The 22,250-nt window shown below is 51.7% G+C and carries 19 protein-coding genes, 1 tRNA gene and 2 pseudogenes; 6 read left to right on the forward strand and 16 right to left on the reverse strand.

Features of this window, described 5'->3' with window-relative positions:
* Positions 1 to 218 precede the first annotated feature (218 nt).
* Complete coding sequence (gene cptA, locus V8L73_RS16035; protein ID WP_347253438.1) at positions 219 to 1,946, forward strand: phosphoethanolamine transferase CptA; 1,728 nt, start codon at positions 219 to 221, stop codon at positions 1,944 to 1,946.
* 133 nt (positions 1,947 to 2,079) lie between these two features.
* On the opposite strand, the gene cueP is transcribed toward cptA, so the two are convergent.
* The 5 genes and pseudogenes from cueP to V8L73_RS16060 all read right to left on the reverse strand — a co-directional run bounded on the left by cueP (position 2,080) and on the right by V8L73_RS16060 (position 5,818).
* Positions 2,080 to 2,622: a copper-binding periplasmic metallochaperone CueP gene (cueP, locus tag V8L73_RS16040; RefSeq protein WP_027276051.1), complete on the reverse strand. Its 543-nt coding sequence runs from the start codon at positions 2,620 to 2,622 to the stop codon at positions 2,080 to 2,082.
* A 395-nt stretch (positions 2,623 to 3,017) separates the two neighbouring features.
* Positions 3,018 to 3,179 (reverse strand): annotated as a pseudogene (locus V8L73_RS16045) (deaminase); the annotation flags it as partial.
* Between the two features lies 1 nt (position 3,180).
* A complete protein-coding gene (locus V8L73_RS16050) occupies positions 3,181 to 3,768 on the reverse strand; it encodes a cytochrome c3 family protein (protein ID WP_347253439.1) in 588 nt (195 codons plus the stop codon).
* A gap of 14 nt (positions 3,769 to 3,782) precedes the next feature.
* Positions 3,783 to 4,202, reverse strand: a complete 420-nt coding sequence (locus V8L73_RS16055; protein WP_027276052.1) for a cytochrome c3 family protein — start codon at positions 4,200 to 4,202, stop codon at positions 3,783 to 3,785.
* A 23-nt stretch (positions 4,203 to 4,225) separates the two neighbouring features.
* A complete protein-coding gene (locus V8L73_RS16060; RefSeq protein WP_027276053.1) occupies positions 4,226 to 5,818 on the reverse strand; it encodes an FAD-dependent oxidoreductase in 1,593 nt (530 codons plus the stop codon).
* 178 nt (positions 5,819 to 5,996) lie between these two features.
* Between V8L73_RS16060 and V8L73_RS16065 the strand changes: the two genes are divergently transcribed.
* Both V8L73_RS16065 and V8L73_RS16070 read left to right on the forward strand, forming a co-directional pair.
* Entirely contained in the window at positions 5,997 to 7,796 is a 1,800-nt protein-coding gene (locus V8L73_RS16065) for a sensor histidine kinase (protein ID WP_027276054.1), read from the forward strand.
* Entirely contained in the window at positions 7,796 to 8,422 is a 627-nt protein-coding gene (locus tag V8L73_RS16070) for a response regulator transcription factor (protein WP_027276055.1), read from the forward strand. Before V8L73_RS16065 ends, V8L73_RS16070 begins: the two co-directional genes overlap by 1 nt.
* Positions 8,423 to 8,545: 123 nt before the next feature.
* Here the strand turns inward: V8L73_RS16070 and V8L73_RS16075 are convergent.
* Positions 8,546 to 8,971: pseudogene (locus V8L73_RS16075) on the reverse strand (multidrug ABC transporter permease/ATP-binding protein); the annotation flags it as partial.
* Between the two features lie 342 nt (positions 8,972 to 9,313).
* On the opposite strand from V8L73_RS16075, the gene V8L73_RS16080 reads away from it, so the two are divergent.
* A complete protein-coding gene (locus tag V8L73_RS16080) occupies positions 9,314 to 10,687 on the forward strand; it encodes a diguanylate cyclase (protein WP_027276056.1) in 1,374 nt (457 codons plus the stop codon).
* A gap of 289 nt (positions 10,688 to 10,976) precedes the next feature.
* Here the strand turns inward: V8L73_RS16080 and V8L73_RS16085 are convergent.
* From V8L73_RS16085 to rlmE, 9 genes are all read right to left on the reverse strand, one after another.
* A tRNA-Leu gene (locus tag V8L73_RS16085) sits at positions 10,977 to 11,063 on the reverse strand.
* Between the two features lie 42 nt (positions 11,064 to 11,105).
* On the reverse strand, positions 11,106 to 11,438 hold the full coding sequence (gene secG, locus V8L73_RS16090; RefSeq protein ID WP_027276057.1) for a preprotein translocase subunit SecG: 333 nt from the start codon (positions 11,436 to 11,438) through the stop codon (positions 11,106 to 11,108).
* A gap of 294 nt (positions 11,439 to 11,732) precedes the next feature.
* Positions 11,733 to 12,377 (reverse strand): hypothetical protein, encoded by a 645-nt coding sequence (locus V8L73_RS16095; protein WP_347253440.1) that lies wholly within the window; start codon positions 12,375 to 12,377, stop codon positions 11,733 to 11,735.
* Between the two features lie 274 nt (positions 12,378 to 12,651).
* A complete protein-coding gene (locus V8L73_RS16100) occupies positions 12,652 to 13,320 on the reverse strand; it encodes a GH25 family lysozyme (RefSeq protein WP_347253441.1) in 669 nt (222 codons plus the stop codon).
* A gap of 145 nt (positions 13,321 to 13,465) precedes the next feature.
* On the reverse strand, positions 13,466 to 14,806 hold the full coding sequence (gene glmM / locus V8L73_RS16105; RefSeq protein ID WP_347253442.1) for a phosphoglucosamine mutase: 1,341 nt from the start codon (positions 14,804 to 14,806) through the stop codon (positions 13,466 to 13,468).
* Between the two features lie 9 nt (positions 14,807 to 14,815).
* Positions 14,816 to 15,649 (reverse strand): dihydropteroate synthase, encoded by an 834-nt coding sequence (gene folP / locus V8L73_RS16110; protein ID WP_347253443.1) that lies wholly within the window; start codon positions 15,647 to 15,649, stop codon positions 14,816 to 14,818.
* A 78-nt stretch (positions 15,650 to 15,727) separates the two neighbouring features.
* A complete protein-coding gene (locus V8L73_RS16115) occupies positions 15,728 to 16,666 on the reverse strand; it encodes a hypothetical protein (protein ID WP_347253444.1) in 939 nt (312 codons plus the stop codon).
* Between the two features lie 221 nt (positions 16,667 to 16,887).
* Positions 16,888 to 18,840 (reverse strand): ATP-dependent zinc metalloprotease FtsH, encoded by a 1,953-nt coding sequence (gene ftsH, locus V8L73_RS16120; protein ID WP_071783433.1) that lies wholly within the window; start codon positions 18,838 to 18,840, stop codon positions 16,888 to 16,890.
* A gap of 52 nt (positions 18,841 to 18,892) precedes the next feature.
* Positions 18,893 to 19,522, reverse strand: a complete 630-nt coding sequence (gene rlmE / locus V8L73_RS16125) for a 23S rRNA (uridine(2552)-2'-O)-methyltransferase RlmE (protein WP_027276063.1) — start codon at positions 19,520 to 19,522, stop codon at positions 18,893 to 18,895.
* Between the two features lie 122 nt (positions 19,523 to 19,644).
* On the opposite strand from rlmE, the gene yhbY reads away from it, so the two are divergent.
* The gene (gene yhbY, locus V8L73_RS16130) at positions 19,645 to 19,938 is read left to right on the forward strand and encodes a ribosome assembly RNA-binding protein YhbY (RefSeq protein WP_027276064.1); all 294 of its coding nucleotides are present in this window, start codon (positions 19,645 to 19,647) and stop codon (positions 19,936 to 19,938) included.
* A gap of 89 nt (positions 19,939 to 20,027) precedes the next feature.
* Here the strand turns inward: yhbY and greA are convergent, their stop codons facing one another.
* On the reverse strand, positions 20,028 to 20,504 hold the full coding sequence (gene greA / locus V8L73_RS16135) for a transcription elongation factor GreA (protein WP_027276065.1): 477 nt from the start codon (positions 20,502 to 20,504) through the stop codon (positions 20,028 to 20,030).
* A gap of 312 nt (positions 20,505 to 20,816) precedes the next feature.
* Here greA and dacB point away from each other — a divergent pair, with 312 nt between their 5' ends.
* Entirely contained in the window at positions 20,817 to 22,250 is a 1,434-nt protein-coding gene (gene dacB, locus V8L73_RS16140) for a serine-type D-Ala-D-Ala carboxypeptidase (RefSeq protein ID WP_347253445.1), read from the forward strand.

Consider the following 22,250-nt stretch of genomic DNA (forward strand, 5'->3'; position numbering starts at 1 on the left):
TATAACCCGCATCAATAATAACAATATCATTACATTCATTTACATTTAAACAACATTATCTTTCTTAAGGTTGTATTAATAATTAGGTTCTAACCTACCGGAGAAAAGCATTTCCTTGGGCATAGCCCCGGCATTAGCTGTAGCTATTCTTTTGCATTCGGGCACTTCGCTGACGCTATTTAGCCTGACCGCCTGATAACCTTAAGGTATTTATATTTATGCTTGCGACATTCAGCGCCAACCCTTTGTTCAGCTGGAGTGCCTTAGGATGGGCGTTGCTCTATTTTTGGTATTTTTCTACCGTCCTACAGATAGTCGTGGTGCTTCGCCGCCAGAGCGGTGGAACCGGTTTTCGCGATTCGCTCCTATACAGCACGCTGTGGTTGATCCCTGCGCTGTTATTTCCTGACTATATGGCGCCGCTGGCAGCGGTCATCGGGGTGATCCTATGGGTCGGCTCCGTTGGCGCGTTGGTCTACTACATGATTTACGGCAGCGAATTCTCGCAGAGCGTGCTGTTTATCATGTTCGAAAGCAATCCGGCGGAAGCCGGCGAGTACTTTAAACAATATTTCCGCTGGCCGATTGTTGTCGCCCTGCTGGCTTATACTGCCGTTGCCGTGTATCTATGGAACCAGCTGGAGCCCATTTATCTCTCTCCCGGCTGGAGAATCGGCGTCAGCCTGCTGATCCTCTACGTGCTGTTTGGTGAGAAACTGCGTCGCAGCCTGCGCGCACGCTGGCCGTGGCGGCGAATTATGGCCCGACTGATGGAGCGCATGGAACCCGCAGCGCCATGGCAGCTGGTTATCGCCTACTGCCAGTACCGCGCACAGCTGGCTAATTTGCAGCAGCAGTTGGACGGCAACAGCGCCATCGCGCCGCTGGAAGATTTGCAGGATAAAAACGGCGACACGCCGCGAACCGTGGTGCTGGTGCTGGGTGAGTCCACCCAGCGCAACCGCATGAGCCTGTACGGCTATCACCGGCAAACCACGCCGGAGCTTGACGCTCTGGCCGCCAGCGATCCGAACCTGACGGTATTTACCGACGTGGTCTCTGCCCGACCGTATACGATTGAGATCATGCAGCAGATCCTCAGCTTTGCCGACGAAGAAAACCCGGATCTCTACCTAACCCAGCCGTCGCTGATGAACATGATGAAGCAGGCCGGCTATACCTCATTCTGGATAACCAACCAGCAGACCATGACCCAGCGTAATACCATGCTGACCGTATTTTCGCGCCAGACCGACCATCAGTATTATCTGAATAACCAGCGGCGCCAAAAAAGCCGGCAATACGATGAAGTGGTGCTGGCCCCGTTTGCCGAAGCGCTAGCGCATCCGGCAGAGAAAAAATTTATCGTGGTGCATCTGCTCGGCACCCATCTCCACTATAAGTACCGCTTTCCGGAAAGTTACGCCCGGTTCAGCGGCAACGAAGGTTTACCGCCCTCCCTTGACGCCGGGCAAATAGAAGCCTGGAACGATTACGACAACGCCAATTTATACAATGACTTTGTGGTTTCAAGCCTGGTAAAAACCTTTCGCGACAGCTCTCCGAACGGCCTGCTGGTGTTCTTTTCCGATCACGGCGAAGAGGTGTTTGATACCCCGCCGCATACCCAACAGGGGCGCGACGAGTACGCGCCGACGCGTCCGATGTATGAAGTGCCGTTTTTTATCTGGCAGTCTCCACAATGGGCGGCCCAGCAGCAGGCTGACCTTAAACAGTTCACCGACCGCAAGCTCAGCCTGACGGAGTTTATTCACGGTTGGTCGGAGCTGGTTGGCGTGAGCTATCGCGGCTGGCAAGCAGATAAAAGTCTGATAAACCCGGCGTGGCAGCCTCGTCCACGCTGGATTGGCGACCCGTATCAGAAAAATGGCTTGCGGGAGTTCGACAGTTTGCCAAAGACCGTTAAACCTGGAGCTGAGTGTTAAAAGCGTTCAATGTCTGGATTGATAATACGCAATCAAATACCCCCAAGAGCGATGCCGTTGGGGGTTTTTGCTGCCTGTTATTTTGTCACGCGGGTGTTGCCAGAACCTTTTAACGGATAGAAATTGTTGAATATCAGCCAGCGGCCCTTAGCTGTAGGGAGGTCAGACAGGTTTGGCTATCGCTGGCCGTTTGAATAGGAAATGCCGCCACTTTTCCGCCGCGGCTAACTTCAATGACGCCTTCGATATTGCGCGGTAGCCATACGCCGACAAAGCCGTTTTGATAGCTTTTCATTTCCCTATTTACCAACACATTTCCCTGCTTGTCGGTGACTTTTACATTAAACAGCGTGTTCGGCATTTCCCCTTGGCAGCCAGAAAGGCTGTGATTGAAGCAGGGGTGCGTCTGCCGCTCATAGGGGGCAAAAGAGAGGTAAAACTTATCGCCGAGCGGCAAGGTATAACTTTGATTGCCTGAAGATAATTTCAACGCTGTGCCCGTCACTGAAGCTGAGTACCCCAGAGGGCGGGCCTGAGGATTTTGATCGATAGCATCGATGATTTGCTCAACGGATTTCCCCGCAAGCCCGTGTTCGGCTAAAAACTCAGCCTCGGTGGCCGAAAGAACGCTCCCGCTGAATAAGCTGAAAAATAAAAATAATATCGCCTTTTGCATAATGACCTCTTTAAATAATAGTTAATGACGTGATTATTATTCAAGCCATTATATTAACGTTAAGCTGGCACAATAAACCGCAGTAAATAACGCCCGGCACTCATTCTGATAAACATGCTCAGCCATTTTTTTCTGCTCAAGTTTACCCTTTCGTTTTTTACTGTCGGCAAGTGATTAAAACAATAACGCTGAAAATTGCAATGCAAAAAGGCAAAATTATTATGTTACCGCCGCGCTTTTATAAACAAACCCGACGCCTTACCATCGCAAGAAAATAAGGCCGGGGTATTGGTCGCTATTTCAGAAAAGCCCGCATGTTAGCCATAAATGCGGGCATTCCTGATGCGCTGTATCTGCCTGAGGAAGAGCCAGCTCTCCAGATGTCCCCACACCATCTACCCCTTATAGAACGTTGCGACGCACGCAACGACTTCGGCAGAGCAGGAAGCGTCCACCAGCATAAAGCTGACGTCGTCCTGCTCTTTCGGCCATATGCGTTCCCCTTTGTCGTTTAGCGGCAGCACGTCTCCTGTCGCAAAAGAAAGCGCGCACGAAATCCTATTCGCCTTTCTTGCTGAGCAGCTCCTCTAAAAACTTATATTCAGGCTTGGTTTGGTTTAACTCACCGCGAAGCGCGCCGGCGTGACCGACGGTAACGTGGCATGAAACGCACTGAACCGGCGTATCCGTCTGCTGCATGTCTTTACAGTGCTGATGCATTTCTAAAGATTTAGGATTAGAGGCTTCGGCCTTATCCAGCAGTTTGCTGTGACAGCCGAGGCACCCCGAGTCATAAACATAGGCCTCACGCTGTTCTCGGCGGGCTATCCAGTCTATTTTAGACGTATCGGTAAACGCGCTTTTGAAGGCGTCGTTAGCTCCCTGCGCGCCCTTTGAAACCAGATAGTCCAGCGTATTGGTATGTGGAAGATGGCAGTCCACGCATTCTGCGCTAAACCCGTGCGGGTTATTGCCGCCGTGGATATCCTGCTTGAACGTTTTCACCATCGGCTGCATTTCGTGGCAGCTCCCACAGAAGCTTTCGTCGCCGGTATTTCTTACCACTTCAGCGCCAAGCAGGCTTATGCCAATGCCGACCAGGATGGTGACGCAAGCCAGTAAAAAGATAAAGCGTATTCTACTCATGTCATTTTCCTTCTCTATGGCGTTGGCCCAAACCAGTCTCGGGTATTGTCGTGGCAAGTCTCACAGAGATTGCTCGACGGCCTGTGCTCGGCGTGGCACTCGTAGCAGTCCAGGTCGAGCCCATCGTGTAAGGAGCGATGGGGATTGGTTTGGTTGACGTCCATAAATCCGGTGCGCTTGGCGACCTTCTCGGCGCTGCCGTGGCAGGTCAGGCAGTCTTTCGTCGCCAGCGGCTTATATTCGGCAACGTCCTGCTCTTTATGGCAGGCCGAGCAGGGTAAATTCAGCTTTTGATGATGGGCCTTTAGCGCATACTTGTGCGAATCATCAACCGTACTTTTCGATTCTACCGCCGCGCTCTGCTCCGGCCCTGACAGCGCGTAAGGCGAGAAAAACAGGTAAAGCGCGGCCAGTATTAACGAGAACTTTTTCATTGTTATTTCCTACGGTTAACCGATTATTCCCAAGGGGTTTCCCTGCCGGCGTTTTCTCCGGCAATCATGCCGAAAACGCCGCAGTCCAGGCTGCCGCAGGCGGTAAGGCGGATATACCCGTAGCTTCCCGCAGAGGCTTCGCCACAGACAAAGACGCCGGGAATAGGCTGCTCGGTAACAATATCGAGGGGGCGCGCTTCGGTGTTGATCATCGCTCCGCCCTGGCTGTAGTTGTAGCGGGGGTTCAGCCACATCGCGTAGTACGGGGCTTTACTGATAGACGTCGACGACTTCATTAAGCGCTTAGGCTTGCCAAACTTATCCTTATCGTTAGCCATGTCGCGATTGTATTCGTCGATCGTTTTCTCTAATTCGGCCACGTCCATATTAAAGTTGCTGGCCAACGCCTCAAGCGAGTCAAATTTCCACATCGTGCCCTCAGTGCCGTTTTTTCCTTCAAGAGACAGGGTAAGACGCTGTTTATCGTGGTAATTATCGATCCCGGTTTGGTCATAGATCAGAATGATTTGTTCGCCGTCTATCTTCATGCGTTCTGAGAGTATTTTTAGCCCCAGCCCCTGACGGTCGTTGTTGTTATATTCATCGACGAAGCGCTTACAGGTTCTTGGATTAACCAAAATACCCCATAGAATGTCTTCGGTTGGAATAGGAAAGGCGAATCGAAACAGGGTCATGTGGATAGGCTTAAAGCCCGCTTTAATCATGGCCTTTAGAGCGCCAGCCGTTGCGCCCGGGTTGGCGGTCGAGACGGAGTTATAGAGAGCGCCGACCTCGTCGCCGCGAAACTTACGGTCCTGGTTATAGCCTCCTGTAGCCATAACGAGCCCCCGCTTTACCTTGTAGTAGCGAGGGCTGCCGGTACTGTTAAACGCAGGACTATCGTTTAGACCAAAGTCTTTAACGTCACGGTTAAAGATATAGTTCTCTCTCACCCGTACGCCGATAACCCGCCCTTCATCGTTGCGGATAATCTCTTCCAGCAAAACCTGCTTGCGGATTTCAACGTTAGGAAGCTTTTCCTGAACGTACTTTTGCAGGCTTTTTACAATTCCACTGCCGCCGTGAACCGGCCATACGCAGCGGGCGCGGGAGTGGCCGCCGAGCGACTTGATGCCCGTTCCATCACCGATGGACTTATCAAACTCAACGCCGTGATCGCATAAGAAATTAAACAGGGACAGAGTATTCTGGGCAATTGTCCTGGTAAGCTCTACGTGGCTATATCCTCGAGACTCTTTTTCTATATCGGCTAATAGGAGCTCCCATGAGTCATCCGTGACGCCGGCTTCTTTTTGCCACGGCGATCCCACAACGGCCATATTCAGGCCGGATATTAACGACGATCCCCCCAGTCGGGACATCTTATCGGCCAGAACGATTTTCAAATTGGGCGTCGTTTCCGCCGCCTTGATGGCGGCGATAAAGCCGGCCATGCCCGTCCCCAGGACGAGAACGTCCATCTCTTCATCCCAATGGATGCTTGATGCGTTCTCTTTCGCATCGGCACTAAACGGGAGCATTGCCGCCAGCGGTGCAACGGCAGCAGAGGTGAGGCCTAAACGAAGAAACTGACGTCTGGAACTGTTGTTTTTCATATCAATACCTTTTTATAGTTATGACGGCTATTGATACGGTGCAATAACGGCTTTTATTCCTCTATAGTGGTTTACCGCATACCTTTTGGCGGTTTGATATATATCAATACCGGGATCGGCGTTAAGACTAGTGTGTCAATAGTACAAATAGCTAAGCGTGGCGGGCATGGTATTAAAATTGGACAGACTAATCAGGCTAATAATTGGATTATTACTCATCCTGCTCACTGCACCGATACTGAAAGCGGAAACCTACCAACAACGCTATATCATACGCGTTGGCGTATTATCGTTCGATGACGCCAATAAGGGCGTTTATCGCTGGCAGCCGACGATAGACTATTTGAATCAGCGCTTCCCTCAGTATCAATTTATTCTTATTACTGGCGACATTAAGAGTATCGATCAGCTGGTGGCCAGTGGAACTATCGACTTTGCCATTACTAACGGCGTCAAGTTATTACAGTATCAAAGCGAATATGACGCCGTCCGGATGCTCAGCTTAAATCCTATATACGGTGAGCCTCGATACGCGATAGGCTCTACGGTGATTGCCCGCAGCGATATGCCCGATATGACCCGCTGGGAAGAGATTAAAAACAGGCGCATTGTTATTACAACGCCGCAGGCGTTCGGCGGCTTTCAAATCATCGAGAGAGAGTGGCTAAAAGAGGGAATCGATCCAATAAAGGATTTTACCCGGCTGAGCTTTGTCGGACTGCCGCAGGAAAACTTATTATCTCAATTGGCTAACAATGAAGCAGATATTGCCGTACTGCCAACCTGCGTATTGGAACTGGCGATTAAATCAGGCCGCTTTGACGCCGGCCAGTTTAAGGTGATTAAAGCCTATCCGCAGACGGCGTTGCCCTGCCTTAGCTCAACCCCGCTTTACCCTCACTGGACGCTTTCCCGAATGCAGCACGTTCACGAACAGCTGGCTCGGGAAATCGCCCAGGCGCTGTTATCAATAAAGCCCGACGATATGCCCGCTCTTCAGGGAGAATATCGAGGATGGACCGTACCCATTAACGACAAAAGCGTTGTTGAACTCATGCAAGACATTGGGCTATCGGACAGTGGCGGCCATCTTAAGGTACTATGGCAAAAGTATCGGGGATGGCTGTTCATCGTTATGGGATACGGGCTGCTGCTGGTCGGCTACCATTTGCGGGTTAACTATCTGGTCAAGACCAGAACGCGCAAGCTGCAGCAAATGATGGAACTAAATCAGGCGTCCTCAGAATGGCTCCGCACTCAGCAGGAACAGTTCTATTCCGCCCAAAGGATTTTGCTGTCGGGCGAGATGGCGGCAGGGATGGCCCACGAGCTCAACCAGCCACTCATGGCGATTAATAACTACGTTGTCGGATGCAGGATGCGCTTGCAGCAGCGACCTTTGGATATTGCCGCCCTAGACAACGCGCTTGAACAGGCCATTCGGCAAACGGCAAACGCGAAGAGCGTGATTCAACACGTTCGATTTTTTATTAAGCGCCACCCGGAAAAGCAGGAAGAAATTTGTTTAAACCTGGTTATTGCCAACGCGCTGTCACTGTTTTCAAACGAGCTAAAGCGCGGCGGCATTACGGTTGCCGCACCAGAAGCGCCGGAAGTCGTGATTCTCGCCGATGAGATTCTTATCCAGCAGGTCTTGGTTAACCTCATTCGCAACGCGCTGGACGCGATTAAGCTGCGGGAACCTCTGGTACGCGATCCCCAGATTACCTTTGAAATCGTCCCGTCGTCTTCCAAAGCCACGCTGAAAATTCGCGATAACGGCGTTGGGCTAACCGAGACGCAAATAGAGCGACTGTTCGTTCCGTTTGTCACCAGTAAGGACAGCGGCCTCGGCTTAGGAATGGCGATTTGCAAGCGTATTATCGAGGCCCACGGCGGGCGCATCTGGGCCGAAAGCCAGCCGGTCGGCGCCTGTATCTGCATTACGCTGCCGCGGATAAACGGAGTAACGCAATAATGTTAAAAGCGATCTATTTAGTTGATGACGATCCCGCGATTCGGGATTCCCTTATCTGGCTGTTAGAGGCGGCGGGCATCAGGTTGATTAGCTTTTCATCCGCCGATGCCTTTTTACAGCAGGTCGACGTCACCCTGCCCGGCTGCGTACTGTTAGATATTTGCATGCCGGGAATGACGGGCGTGGAACTGCAGGAGCAGCTAATGCGTCAGGACAATGTGCTGAGCGTTATTTTTCTCACCGGCCACGCTGACGTGCCTACCGCCAGCAAAATCTTTAAAAACGGCGCGTTTGACCTACTGGAAAAGCCGGTGGATATCGATGAACTGCTCCGGGTTATCCGCCAGGCGCTGATAAACAGCCAAAGGAAGTTTGAGTGGTTTGAGAAACACTATCAGCTGCGCAACGCGTGGGAGCAGCTAACGGAAAGAGAGAAACAGATCCTTGCGCTGGTATTGGAGGGGCTTTCAAATAAGGTTATCGCTGACCGCCTCTATCTGGCGCTGCGTACAGTGGAAATCCACCGTCATAATATGATGAAAAAGATGGGAAGCGATTCGCCTATTCAGCTGGCTCATGCGTTATCGAAGTATATGGACGTTAATAGTTTCACCGATAGAGAATAAAGCGTCCCCCACCAGAGCCTACGCTATTCCGTTGACGAGCTCGGGGCGTCAAGCCATCGCTCACGCCTATTATTCATCTAATGCCGTTTCCAATTGCTGATAACGATACATATTCCGATATCACCCGGCCGGCGGCACCAGCGTCGCATAGGCGCCTTGCTGGGCTATGCGCCCCTCCTGCAAAACCAACATTTCATTGGCATACCGCAAGCCAGAGAGACGATGTGTACAGAGAATCAACGTTCGCCCCTTCCCCCACTGGCGCAAACTCTGCAAAATACGACGTTCAGTACGGTCACCCACTGCAAAAAGCGCTGAGTCGAGAATCACTATTAACTAACAGGGCTAGAGCGATGGCAATTCGCTGTTTCTGAGCGCCGGATAACATAACGCCGCGTACGCCGACTTGGTTTGGTACCCCTGCGAAAAACTCAAGATGTCTTCATGTATACAGGCCAATGTGGCCGCCTGCTCAATTTTATTTTGCTTGGCCTGCGGATACCCTAGCGCAATATTTTCGGCAATCGAAGCAGAAAAAATGTCAGGCGAACCTTATGTTCATCATCTCATTCAGCTAAGACCGGAGAGATAAACCCTAATCCGTTGTCCAAACGCAGCACCATCGGATGGCGGAAGATCTCTAGCTGTAAATGGCACTTTTATGAGGGGCGATTACAATTACAGGGGGCAGAACCTCTGCGGCAGTTCATGGTCGGAGTGAGCCGGGACGTGATTGTTTCCTCGAGTTACGGCCCTTATTTACCGGGTGGCGTCCTAAAAGAAAAGTGCCAAATATTTTGAGTAAGCAGCCAATCATCTGGATTGTTAATCCCCGTAAGCGCTCAGTCCGCCGAGTATCTTTGCCCAATCTTTATTGTATAAGGGTGCAATATGAAAACTTACCTCAGTAAAATGAAGCAGGAATGGGCTGAGCTGATTGAGAGTACCTCTCCAGAGGTTCTGTCACTTGCGGCTAAGATTGCCCGTGAACACGCTGTGCCACTGAGTCAAACATTCTATGAAATTATGCTTGACGATCCTGAAGCGGAAGTCTTTCTGACAAATGAGCAGGTAGAGAAATATCTCAAACCGGCGCTGGCCGAATGGACGGAAAATGTGCTTACCTGTACTCAGGATAACATTGATCAGATGATATCCGTACAGCAGCATGTCGGAGAGGTGCATGCCCGGATAGGAATACCCGTACAGCTTGTTGAGATGGGCGCACGAACGCTGAAAAAACTGCTCTTTCCCCTTATACAGACTATGGAGTATGACTGTACTGACCGCGATCGGGTGGCACTGTGCCGCTTTGCAGTAGTCAGTATCGACCTTGCTATGGAAATCATGTCACGGGTATTTTCATTCAGTGACAATAGCGCTTCCCGAGAAGATGAGAACTACCGGATTTTTTCACTACTTGAAAACGCAGAGGAAGAGAAAGAGCGCCAAAGCGCCAGTCTTCTCTCTTGGGAGAATGACCTGATTTACAGAATTATGGTAGATACCGACATGGAAAGCGTACGACCACTGAGCAGGGCTGATTTTGGCCTGTGGTTTAATCATAAGGGGCGCCACTATTTCAGCGGACTACCGGAAACGGGCTACATTGCCAAGCAGCTGCAGGAACTGGATGAACTGGTCATCCGTACTCAGAACACACCCAAAGCGCTTGCCCGACGCGAGCAGCGGGTAAGCCTGTTGCTTCAGGTGAAAAGTGCACTGCTTCAGATAAGTATTTTTTTAAAAGCCCTGTTTGATGAGGTATCAAGGCATGAAGTAGGAATGGATGTTCTCACCCGCTTGCTAAACCGCCGTTTTCTTCCAACCATATTCAAACGTGAAATTGCCCAAGCAAACAGAAACGGAACCTCTCTGTCGGTTCTGATTATTGATGTAGATAAATTCAAACAGATCAACGACAGCTACGGGCATCAGATTGGGGATGAGATCCTTTGTAAGGTCTCACAGGTTTTCTATAATAATGTTCGCAGCAGTGACTATGTTTTTAGGTATGGTGGCGATGAGTTTCTCATTGTGTTGACTGAAGCATCGAAACATGAAGTCCGACAGGTTGCAGAACGAATCCGTGCGATGGTCAGTAAACAAACGGTAATGGCCCCTAACGGGCAGCGCATCGTGCTGTCTCTGTCCATCGGTGGTGCAATGTTCAGTGGTCACCCCGATTACGAACGTCTGATTCAAGCGGCCGACGAGGCGCTGTATCGGGCCAAAACGCTTGGGCGTAACCGGGTAGAAATGTAAGAGTTGGGGTGAACAAAAGGAGCCTCCCATCGCCATCAGATAGTTTTACTGGCTTATTACCTGATTTGACAGTTCTTACCTTAACATCCGTGAGTGCTATAGGGTTTCCTCCATCCGCTGGCGCAGGGTTTGCCTTTACGAAGGTTGTACCAACATTTACCAACAAGGGTTAATTGATGTCGATTGAATTGTGCTGACGTCAGGAAAGGATAAATCGAGGGAAAAGCCAGTAATTACGCGGATTTCAGATACAAAAATGGACGTCGGTTGACGTCCATTCTTTAAATATTGGTACCGAGGACGGGACTTGAACCCGTAAGCCCTAATGAGCACTACCACCTCAAGGTAGCGTGTCTACCAATTCCACCACCTCGGCACGGACCGACGGGATTAACCCATCGGTTTAAAACTCGTTCCCTTATTTAGGGATATCGCTGCTCGGCGTATTTGGCTTCACCGGAGCGGTTTGTTCAACCTTAACCGGTGCGCTCAAATCGTCGAATTCGCCGACTTTCTTTTCCTGACGGCTGCTCAGGTTACCCAGCGCCAGACTGATAATGAAAAACAGCGTGGCCAGAATCGCCGTAGTACGGGTCATGAAGTTGCCTGAACCGCCGGAACCAAACAGCGTTGCGGAAGCTCCGGAACCGAAAGAGGCACCCATGTTGGCCCCTTTGCCCTGCTGCAGCATAACCATACCGATCAGACCGATGGCCACCAGCAGGAAAATAATAAGAAGCGCTTCGTACATATTCTTGCCTGTAATCCTTGCGGGATACCCCGTCGTAAAGCTTGCTGGTTCAAAAGAGGGAGAAACTAACGATTTTCTCAACCTAACCAGAGCGGGTGTGAATACTAACGAAAGCCACAAAGAGGTGCAAGCGCATTTTTATTCATCGTGCGCATTTGTAGAAAAAACCAGCGTTTCCGGCGTGCTCTTGCGGCTTATCTTGACCATTATAAGGGAAAGTCCCCGGTCTTATCCATCTCTAATATAGGCGAGTGCCGCCATTCTTCTCTTTGCGGAAAATAGCGGATTTAGCGCCTACGCCCCATAGTAATCGATGGTTCTTTCCTGCGTAAAACGGTTCTCCTGCGGCCCCCACTCGGCGTGTAGCCAGTTAGCGTGGTGATCGTAGCGACTATAGTGCTTTTCACTCCGCCTTTTATGCTTCGCGTAAAACTTAGCCTCGGCAATAATTCGCTGAAGAATATTATTCTCGTTGTAGTCAAAGTAGTAAGAGGACTCATAGCTGCTGTCGCGAGAAAGAGAATCGCTTCTGGCCAGTAACCCGTTGGGATTATAGTGATAGCGTTTTACCGTATACCCTTCAGAATACTCTTTTTCCACCTGCGATTTTTCGATGACTTCGGTCAGTTGCCCTTCGATGTTGTAAATAAACTGCCTCATCCATCCGCTGTTCATAAGTTCGCTTTTAACGATACGACCCTGTCCGTCCTGCTGGTAGCGCACGACGACGTTTCCTACGCTGCTCAGCTGGCCGTTTATTATCCAGTTAATGCTCTTCACCCAGCCCCGACTGTCTTTATAAACATAAGTGACGGACTCGCCGCGGCGGTTCTTTTCGCGCCGCTTAACCCGTACGACGTCGCCTTCGGGGCTGTAGTCAATCTCGCTGGAAATAATCCGCTCGCCGTTACGAAAGGTCACTTCTTTCAGCTTTTTCACGCGAAGCGGCGCAGGAGAAAAAGCGTGAGCCGAGTTTTCGGTTAACGCCAGATTAAAGGAAAAAATAGCTTTGTCTTTTGAGCTAAGCGGAGTGCTTGCATAGGAAAGACAAGAAAAAGCGAACAGGCATATGAGTAAAAAATAATGGGTAAAAAACGCCCTCATCGTCACCACCACACCCTATATGTTATTGCTAAATTCCATTCGGGCAGGATTTTAGCACCATAAAACAGTGTGGAACAACAATTATTGCCTACATGAACGATTGCCTATATTAATCATTTATAAGCGTTTCAAATTTATCTTTTTTCCCGTTAAAAACGTTGAAATCAACAAACGTTTCTATGCCTTCCAGCTTCCCGCGGTTGGCGTATTGCCAAAATAACCAGTCCCTGTTATCAGGCTGGAGCCCAGGCTTGCGATAAACGTCCCGTAGCCAAATAGCGCTTTTCGGCATTTTGTCTATCAGGAAGTCATCATAAAACTCTCTGGTTACATACAGGATAGGCCTCTGCCCATACGCCTTTTCAAGCCGATCGGACAACACCTCAACCTCTTTAAGCACCTCCAACCTGCCGGAGGTTAACTGACAATTGCCGCCGTACTCGAGATCGATAACCGGAGGCAGAGTCCCCTTTTCAACCGGCACAGAGGAAATAAAGTTATCGGCCTGTTCATCTCCGCTGCTGCAAAAGGTAAAAAAGTGGTAAGCGCCGACGACAAATCCCCTTTGACGGGCGTCCTTCCAATTAAGGTGGAAGCGTTTGTCTTTAAAATTTCCCCCTTCCGTCGCTTTGATAAAAATAAACTGGATCTCGGCAGTATTAAGCCTGTCCCAATCGATCTCTTTTTGATGATGGGAGATATCGATTCCCTGAATAGGGAACTCTTCCCGGGATGGGTAGTTAAAGCGGATAACCCCCTGATAGAGGGCAAAAACCATAAAAGCGGCAAGCGCCGCTATGCTGCATGCTATTGTGAGTAAAAGCCTTATGCGCATAATATCCCTGTTCATTCATCCCTGTCGTATGCGAAGTAAAAGGGCGGATAAATCCGCCCCGCTTTTCCTCATTGGCTCGTTAACGCCGCTAGCCTGCGGCTTTAACCGCATCGGCAATGCGATTTGCTAACGCCAAAACCTGCTGTTCGTCTTCACCTTCGACCATCACGCGGATCAGAGGTTCAGTGCCGGATTTCCGCAGCAGAACTCGACCGCGTCCCGTCAGAGCCTCCTCCGCTTCCAACGTAGCCTGCTTCACGCTCTCCGTCGCCAGCGGATCGTGCTGCCCAGAGAAGCGAACGTTAACCAGAATTTGCGGCAGCAGCTTCATTCCGCTGCACAGGTCGTGCAGGCTCATCTGGTTGCGCACGACGGCGGCCAGAACCTGCAGGCCCGCAACGATCCCGTCTCCGGTCGTGGTCTTATCCAACAGGATAACGTGCCCGGAGTTTTCCGCGCCGATGGTCCAGCCTAATTCGTTCATTTTCTCCAGAACGTAGCGGTCGCCCACTTTCGCTCTGGCAAACGGGATGCCCAGCTGCTTAAGCGCCAGCTCCAATCCCATGTTGCTCATCAGGGTACCAACGGCGCCCCCTTTAAGCTGCCCTTTGCGCAGCGCTTCGCGGGCGATGATGTACATGATTTGGTCGCCGTCGACCCGGTTGCCGAGGTGATCCACCATAATGACGCGGTCGCCGTCACCGTCAAAGGCTATGCCCAGATCGGCCTTCTCGGTGAGAACGCGCTCTTGCAGCGCACGCACGTCGGTTGCGCCGCACTGTTCGTTGATATTCATGCCGTCCGGCTCGCAGCCGATGGTGATAACCGTCGCTCCCAGCTCGCGCAGCACGCTGGGAGCGATGTGGTAAGTCGCGCCGTTTGCACAGTCAACAACGACTTTAAGGGAACTCAAGCTCAGTTCGCTCGGAAAGCCGCCCTTACAGAACTCGATATAGCGCCCGGCGGCGTCGTTTATCCGGCTGGCCTTACCCAGCTCGGCAGACGTCACGCAGGTCAGCGGTTTTTCCATCTCGGCTTCAATGGCTTCTTCAACCGCGTCGGGCAGCTTGGTGCCGTCTATCGAGAAGAACTTGATGCCGTTGTCGTCAAAGGGGTTATGAGACGCAGAAATTACGATACCGGCCTCTGCGCGGAACGTCCTCGTCAGATAAGCCACCGCCGGCGTCGGCATGGGGCCGGTAAATGAAGCCGACAGCCCTGCGGCCGCCAAACCGGCTTCAAGCGCGGATTCCAACATATAGCCGGAAATACGGGTATCTTTACCAATGATTATCTTTCGCGAGCCGTGGCGAGCCAATACCTTACCTGCGGCCCAGCCCAGCTTGAGAACGAAGTCAGGCGTAATCGGATGCTCACCCACCTTGCCGCGGATGCCGTCAGTACCAAAATATTTACGTGTGCTGCTCATGATGTTTTTTTATCCCCTTGCGCCAAGCGTAGCTTCCACAATTCGCATTGCTTCCACCGTTTCTTTAACGTCGTGTACGCGAATAATCTGCGCCCCCTGCATTGCAGCGATAGTCGCGCAGGCGATGCTTCCAACCAGCCGTTCTGAGGGCGGTACGTTCAACAATTGCCCAATCATTGACTTACGCGACATTCCGATCAGCAGCGGCAGTCCGAAACGGTGAAATTTGGACAGGTGAGCCAGCAGCTGATAGTTATGTCGCAAATTTTTACCGAAACCAAAGCCGGGATCGAGCACTATTTTTTTTCGTTCAATACCGGCCTGTTCACAACGCGCGATCTGCTCGGCCAGAAAGGCGTCAACTTCAGCAACGACGTCATGATAGTGCGGTTCCTGCTGCATCGTTCGCGGCATACCCTGCATGTGCATCAAGCACACGGGCAACCCGCACTCGGCCGCAGCCTCCAGAGCTCCGGGCTCCTGAAGCGCGCGAATATCGTTAATAAGATGAGCACCCGCTCGGGCGGATTCACGCATCACTTCCGCCTTGGAGGTATCAACGGAGATCCAAACGTCAAAATTATGGGCAATGGCTTCAGTTACTGGAATCACTCGTTCCAGCTCTTCCTCAACCGATACGTCAGCAGCGCCCGGGCGGGTAGACTCGCCGCCAATATCGATAAGCGTCGCGCCTGCCTGAATCATCTCGTTAGCGTGGCGCAGCGCGCTGTCAATCTGGCTATAGCGTCCGCCGTCGGAAAAAGAGTCCGGCGTGACGTTAAGGATCCCCATGACTTGAGGATAATTGAGATCCAGCGTGAGCCCTCGGCTTTCTAACTTCATGATGATTCTTCAACCTCTCATCGCGTCAAAAAAATAATACGCGCCGCCGGTATCCCTCAACGACGGCATAACCCGGCCTTATTTATTTACCGTCAGGCCGTGAGCAATTTGGCGAAACTCCGGCAAAAACTGCTCGCTAAGCTCGCTCTTCACAATCCCTTTAATGACGTAATATCCATCGGAGGAAACGATGATGGCCTGATAGACCTTAACCGGCTTATGGTTACGCGCATCCTCCGCATTAGCCTGAAGCTCCACGGCATCCAAACCGCCTATTTTCAGGCTTTTTACGCTGTCTTTCACGACTTCCGCTTCAATTAGCGACGAAGTGCTTTTTAAATGCTTTTCGGCAAATGAGGCCAAGTCGCCGATTTCAACGTTATTAAACGACGGGGCTATAACCAGCAACGGCTCTGCGCTTTCCGACGGGAAGGGGTCACCAGGACGCGTCATGGCAAGCGCGCTGTTCATACGCTTGGTTATCTTAAGGTTTTCCGTTTCTTTTACCGTATAGCTCAGGCCGTCCAGACTTACCTTATTTCTCGCCTCGTCTTGAACTTCCAGACTTAGCAAGGCGTCTTTAATCTTTGCGCCTTCAGTGCTTTCATTCGCTGCCTGATAGGTTCCAACCATCATCAGCGAACCCTTATCGTCGCCCTGCAGCAGGATCCACTTATGGTAGTCCACGCTGCCGTCGCTTTGCGCTATCTTATACAGCCACAGCTTTTTCCCCTGACGCTCCGCCTGCTCTGAACCCAAAACGCGAACACCCTTTACGGTCAGCAAGTCGGGAATGAATCCGTGCTGCACTTCTTCCAGCGGAGATGACATTTCGGTCGCCATAATGGAAGCGCCGCTCTTTTCATTGAAATAGCCAGAAAACTGCTTTGACTGAGCAAAGCCTTCAGGCGGATTAATCGACGCAGCAACGCCAGGGATTTTTTCTATCGCCTGAGCGCCACTTGCTAGGCCAAAAAGGGAAAACAGCAGTGCCGTTGCTAAACGATGCATCTTCATAGCGCAATATAACTCCGTGATGTAATTAAACGTCCCTGGGCGCAAACAGCATCGTAGTAAAATCATCTTTTTCTATCGATGTCACTTATCAACAAACGTCGCGATACGGCCCAATATCCGGACGTCACAATATCATATTGCGCCCCTTGTCGCTGCCGTTTCTTGACGTAAAAAAACGGCCCTCCGTCTGGAGGGCCGCTTAGCGTTAAACAACGTTTTAATTACATCGCCGGCTTGTCGCTGGGTTCGTTTTTATTGAACTCGGGCGACGACGGCTTTTCTTCTGAAGCCGGAGGCGGATTTTGCGCGCTGCCGGCCGGCGGCTGCTTCATGCCGCTGCTCTGGGTATCATCCCATCCGGCAGGAGCGCGAACTTCGCGGCGCGCCATCAGGTCGTCGATTTGCGGAGCGTCAATCGTCTCGTACTTCATCAGCGCGTCTTTCATGGCGTGCATGATGTCCATGTTCTCTTCCAGAATCACCCTTGCGCGCTGGTAGTTGCGCTCAATAATGGCCTTCACTTCCTGGTCGATAATGCGCGCCGTTTCGTCAGACATGTGCTTGCTCTTCGAAACGGAGCGCCCCAAGAACACCTCGCCCTCTTCTTCCGCGTACAGCAAAGGCCCCAGCTTCTCGGAGAAGCCCCACTGGGTCACCATGTTGCGAGCGATAGAGGTCGCCACTTTAATGTCGTTAGAAGCGCCGGTAGAAACCTTTTCCGAACCGTAAATCAGCTCTTCGGCCAAACGACCGCCGTACAGCGTTGAAATACGGCTTTCCAGCTTCTGGCGGTTTTCGCTGATGGCGTCGCCTTCCGGCAGGAAGAACGTCACGCCCAGCGCGCGGCCGCGAGGAATAATCGTGACTTTATGCACCGGATCGTGCTCCGGCACCAGACGACCAATAATCGCGTGGCCCGCTTCGTGATAGGCGGTAGACTCTTTCTGCTCTTCCGTCATCACCAGAGAACGGCGCTCGGCGCCCATCATGATCTTGTCTTTGGCCTTTTCAAACTCCACCATCGACACTACGCGCTTTTTCGTGCGAGCGGCGAACAAGGCGGCTTCGTTGACCAGGTTAGCCAGATCCGCGCCGGAGAAGCCCGGCGTACCGCGAGCGATAACGGATTCGTCTACGTCAGGCGAAACCGGCACGCGGCGCATGTGCACCTTCAAAATCTGAGCGCGACCGCGAACGTCCGGCAGGCCAACGACGACCTGACGGTCAAAGCGGCCAGGGCGCAGCAGCGCGGGGTCAAGCACGTCAGGGCGGTTAGTTGCAGCGATAACGATAACGCCTTCGTTGCCTTCAAAACCGTCCATTTCAACCAGCATCTGGTTCAGCGTCTGCTCACGTTCATCGTGACCACCGCCCAGACCGGCGCCGCGTTGACGGCCAACGGCATCGATTTCATCGATAAAGATAATGCACGGGGCCGCCTTCTTGGCCTGTTCAAACATGTCACGAACGCGAGATGCGCCCACGCCGACGAACATTTCAACGAAGTCGGAACCGGAGATAGTGAAGAAAGGCACCTTCGCTTCGCCAGCGATAGCCTTCGCCAGCAGCGTTTTACCGGTACCCGGAGGCCCTACCATCAGTATGCCTTTCGGGATCTTGCCGCCCAGCTTCTGGAAGCGGCTCGGCTCGCGCAGAAACTCAACCAGTTCGCTTACGTCTTCTTTCGCTTCGTCGCAGCCCGCCACGTCGGCAAACGTGGTCTTGATCTGCTCTTCGGTCAACATGCGCGCCTTGCTCTTGCCGAACGACATGGCGCCTTTACCGCCGCCGCCCTGCATTTGGCGCATAAAGAATATCCAGACGCCGATAAGCAACAGCATAGGGAACCAGGAAATAAAGACCTGCTGCAGGAAGCCCTGCTGCTCCGGTGGTTCACCAACAGTTTTCACGTTATTTTTCAATAACATGCTAAGCAACAGAGGATCTTCCGTCGGCATATAGGTCGTACGCGCGGCGTCGTCCATCATCTTGTACTTGACTTCACGCCCGCTGATTCTGGCCTCTTTCACCTGCTTATTGCTGACCTGTGTCATAAATTCGGAATAGTCAGTACGGCTTCCGCCGGGCTCACTGGTTCCGAAACTCTGGAACACCGTCATCAGGACAACAGCAATGACCAGCCAGAGAATTAGGTTTTTCGCCATATCACTCAAGGAATTAACCTCATATTACAATGGTGTTAACGTAACAATACGCGTTAGGGTACTATAGTTTGCGCCCAGTCGCTACAATGTATACTTCACGCGAACGAGCCCGAGAAGCATCAGGTTTACGAATCTTTACTTTTGTAAACATTGAACGGATTTCACGTAGGTATTCGTCGAACCCTTCCCCTTGGAAAACTTTAGCGACAAAGCTGCCCCCCGGCGCCAGTACGTCTTTACACATCTCCAGCGCCAGTTCCACCAGATACATCGCTCTGGGGATATCAACCGCAGGCGTACCGCTCATGTTGGGCGCCATGTCGGACATCACAACCTGAACTTTGCTTTCCCCGACTCTTTCCAACAGCGCCTTGATCACCATCTCATCACGAAAGTCGCCCTGAAGGAAATCAACTCCGACGATAGGATCCATAGGCAAAATGTCACAGGCGATGATACGCCCCTGATTGCCGATTTGCGTTACCGCATACTGCGACCACCCGCCGGGCGCGGCGCCCAAATCGACGACGGTCATACCAGGTTTAAACAATTTATCGGTCTGCTGTATTTCGTCGAGCTTAAACCATGCGCGAGAGCGAAGCCCTTTTTTCTGCGCCTGCTGGACGTATTTGTCGCTAAAGTGTTCCTGTAGCCAGCGCGTTGAGCTGGCTGAACGCTTTTTATTACCCATTCGGTATTCCAACTGTACTAATATTAGGGTGTATTTCAGCTTCACGCCAAGTTGGTGCTAAGTATTAGATGGCGGTAGAATATGCCGTTTTCAACCCTTAACCGCAAATTGACATTAAGACAATGAACCTATCTAACAAACAAAAGCAGCACCTGAAGAGCCTGGCTCATCCACTAAAGCCAGTCGTCATGATCGGCGCAAACGGCCTGACAGAGGGCGTTCTTGCTGAAATCGAACAGGCGCTGGAGCACCACGAGCTGCTCAAAGTCAAGATTTCAACCGAAGAGCGTGAAACCAAAATGCTGATTGTCGACGCTATCGTTCGAGAAACCAAAGCGTGCAACGTGCAGGTTATCGGTAGCATGCTGGTGCTTTACAAGCCGAGTAAAGACAAGAAAATCGCACTTCCTCGATAAACTCGAAGGAAAAAGGTGATGCACGGCTGTCACCTTTTTCACTTCTTTACACTTGGTCAAATAAAGACCGCCCCGCCTTGGCGTAGCGTTTAGACGTACTCAACGCTAAGAATTTCAAACTCAATATCGCCGCCGGGCGCCTTAACGATAACGACGTCGTCAGCCTCTTTGCCTATCAAACCGCGCGCCATCGGCGAGTTGACGGAGATCAGGTTCTGTTTGAAATCAGCCTCGTCGTCACCGACGATGCGATATACCACTTCTTCTTCCGTATCCAGATTCATCACCTTTACCGTCGCACCGAAAATTACGCGGCCGTTATTGGCCATCTTGGTGACGTCGATAATCTGAGCGTGGGAAAGCTTGGCCTCAATCTCCTGGATCCTGCCTTCACAAAATCCCTGCTGTTCGCGCGCCGCATGATATTCCGCATTCTCTTTCAAATCACCGTGAGCTCTGGCTTCAGCGATATCTGAAATAATTTTAGGTCGACGTACGTTTTTCAAATACTCCAGCTCTTCACGCAGCCTTTCTGCGCCAAGCAGCGTCATCGGAATTTGTCGCATACTACTATCCTTCTAAAGCTGCCGAGTCGTTGTGTTCGGCAACCGTTTAAAGCCTTATCATCGGACCGCCGCCTGTGCGCTTTAAGAGCAAAAACGGCCCGACCCGGTTAAATTTCCAGGCCAAACGGCGATCATGGGAAGCCGCTATTTTACCTGAGACTTCCCCCGGGGTCATCGTTTAGTTTTCTCATCTTCTGCCTACGGCCTTTTGCCAAATGGCAACTGCGGTATAAATTAGCCGGTTAAAGCGTGATACACTTTAACCGTTTTTTCGCCTTTTTCTATTTGCAGGTATGCAGGTAATTACCCACTATGCGTTTATTGAAAATTTTCGGCGCCGCACTTTGTGCTCTCAGCGCCGCTGCCCAAGCCGCTGAAGTCGATAAGTACACCGGCCTGCTGCCGGAAGGCGCGTCTCTCTCTCTTATGGTGCAAAAAGTGGGCGCACGGTCCACCGTTCTTGATTATCAGGACAAGCAGCTTACACTGCCCGCCAGTACGCAAAAGGTCGTCACGGCGCTGGCTGCGCTGCTCCAGCTTGGGCCGGACTTCCGCTTCACTACGACGATTGAAGGTGGCGGAGCGATAAATAACGGCGCGCTCAACGGGGACCTGATCGTGCGCTTTAGCGGCGACCCGACGCTCACTCGCCAGCAGCTACGAACGATGATCCAAAGCCTCAAACAGCAGGGCGTGCGCAAAGTATCCGGCGGGCTGACTATCGATACTTCCGTATTCGCCAGCCACGACAAAGCGCCGGGCTGGTCCTGGAACGATATGACTCAGTGCTTTAGCGCCCCGGCCTCCGCAGCCATTATCGATAAAAACTGCTTCTCCGTTGCGCTACAGACCGCCAAACAGTCGGGCGGAACGGCCACGGTTCAGGTCGCCTCTTATTACCCGGTACAGGTCATAAGCCAGGTGAAAACCTATCCGCGCAACGCGCCCGAAGGCCGCTTTTGCGAATTTGACGTTACGGCAGGAGAAAATCAGCGCTATACCTTGACCGGCTGTCTGACGCCGCAGGAAAAGCCCATTACCCTTTCCTTCTCCATTCAGGACGGAAGCGACTACGCGGCAAAAATAATAAAAAGCGAGCTGAGCCAGGCCGGCATTCAAATTGGCAACGCTGTACGCTATCAGACTACGCTGACCAAGCCAGGCCGCGTTCTGGCCCAAACTCAGTCGGCTCCGCTGCACGACCTGCTGAAAATAATGCTTAAAAATTCTGATAATATGATCGCCGATACGGTCTTTCGCACCATGGGCTACAGGCAGTACGGCGTGCCGGGGACTTGGCGTTCCGGCTCCAACGCAGTAAGACAGGTTCTGCTTAAGCAGGCGGGGATCAATCTTGGCAACACGGTCATGGCAGACGGTTCCGGACTCTCGCGCCATAATTTGATTGCAGCCGATACCATGATGCAGATCCTTCAGTACATCGCGCAACACGACCAGCAGTTGGACTTTATCTCCATGCTGCCCACCTCCGGGCAAGACGGCACGCTTCGGGCGCGCAGCGGCTTTAAAGAAGCCGGCCTTACCGGGAAGGTCTCGGCCAAGACGGGGGCACTACAGGGCGTTTACAACCTCGCAGGCTTTATGACGACCGCCAGCGGAGAGAGGGTCGCTTTCGTTCAGTTTCTGTCCGGCTATGCGATGACGCCGCAGGAGAGAGGAAACGGTAAAAAAACGCTATCTGGCTTTGAAAGCACGCTCTATCGGGATATTTACAACGCGAACTAG

The sequence above is a fragment of the Leminorella grimontii genome, from assembly GCF_039789245.1.
Taxonomy (GTDB): domain Bacteria; phylum Pseudomonadota; class Gammaproteobacteria; order Enterobacterales; family Enterobacteriaceae; genus Leminorella; species Leminorella grimontii.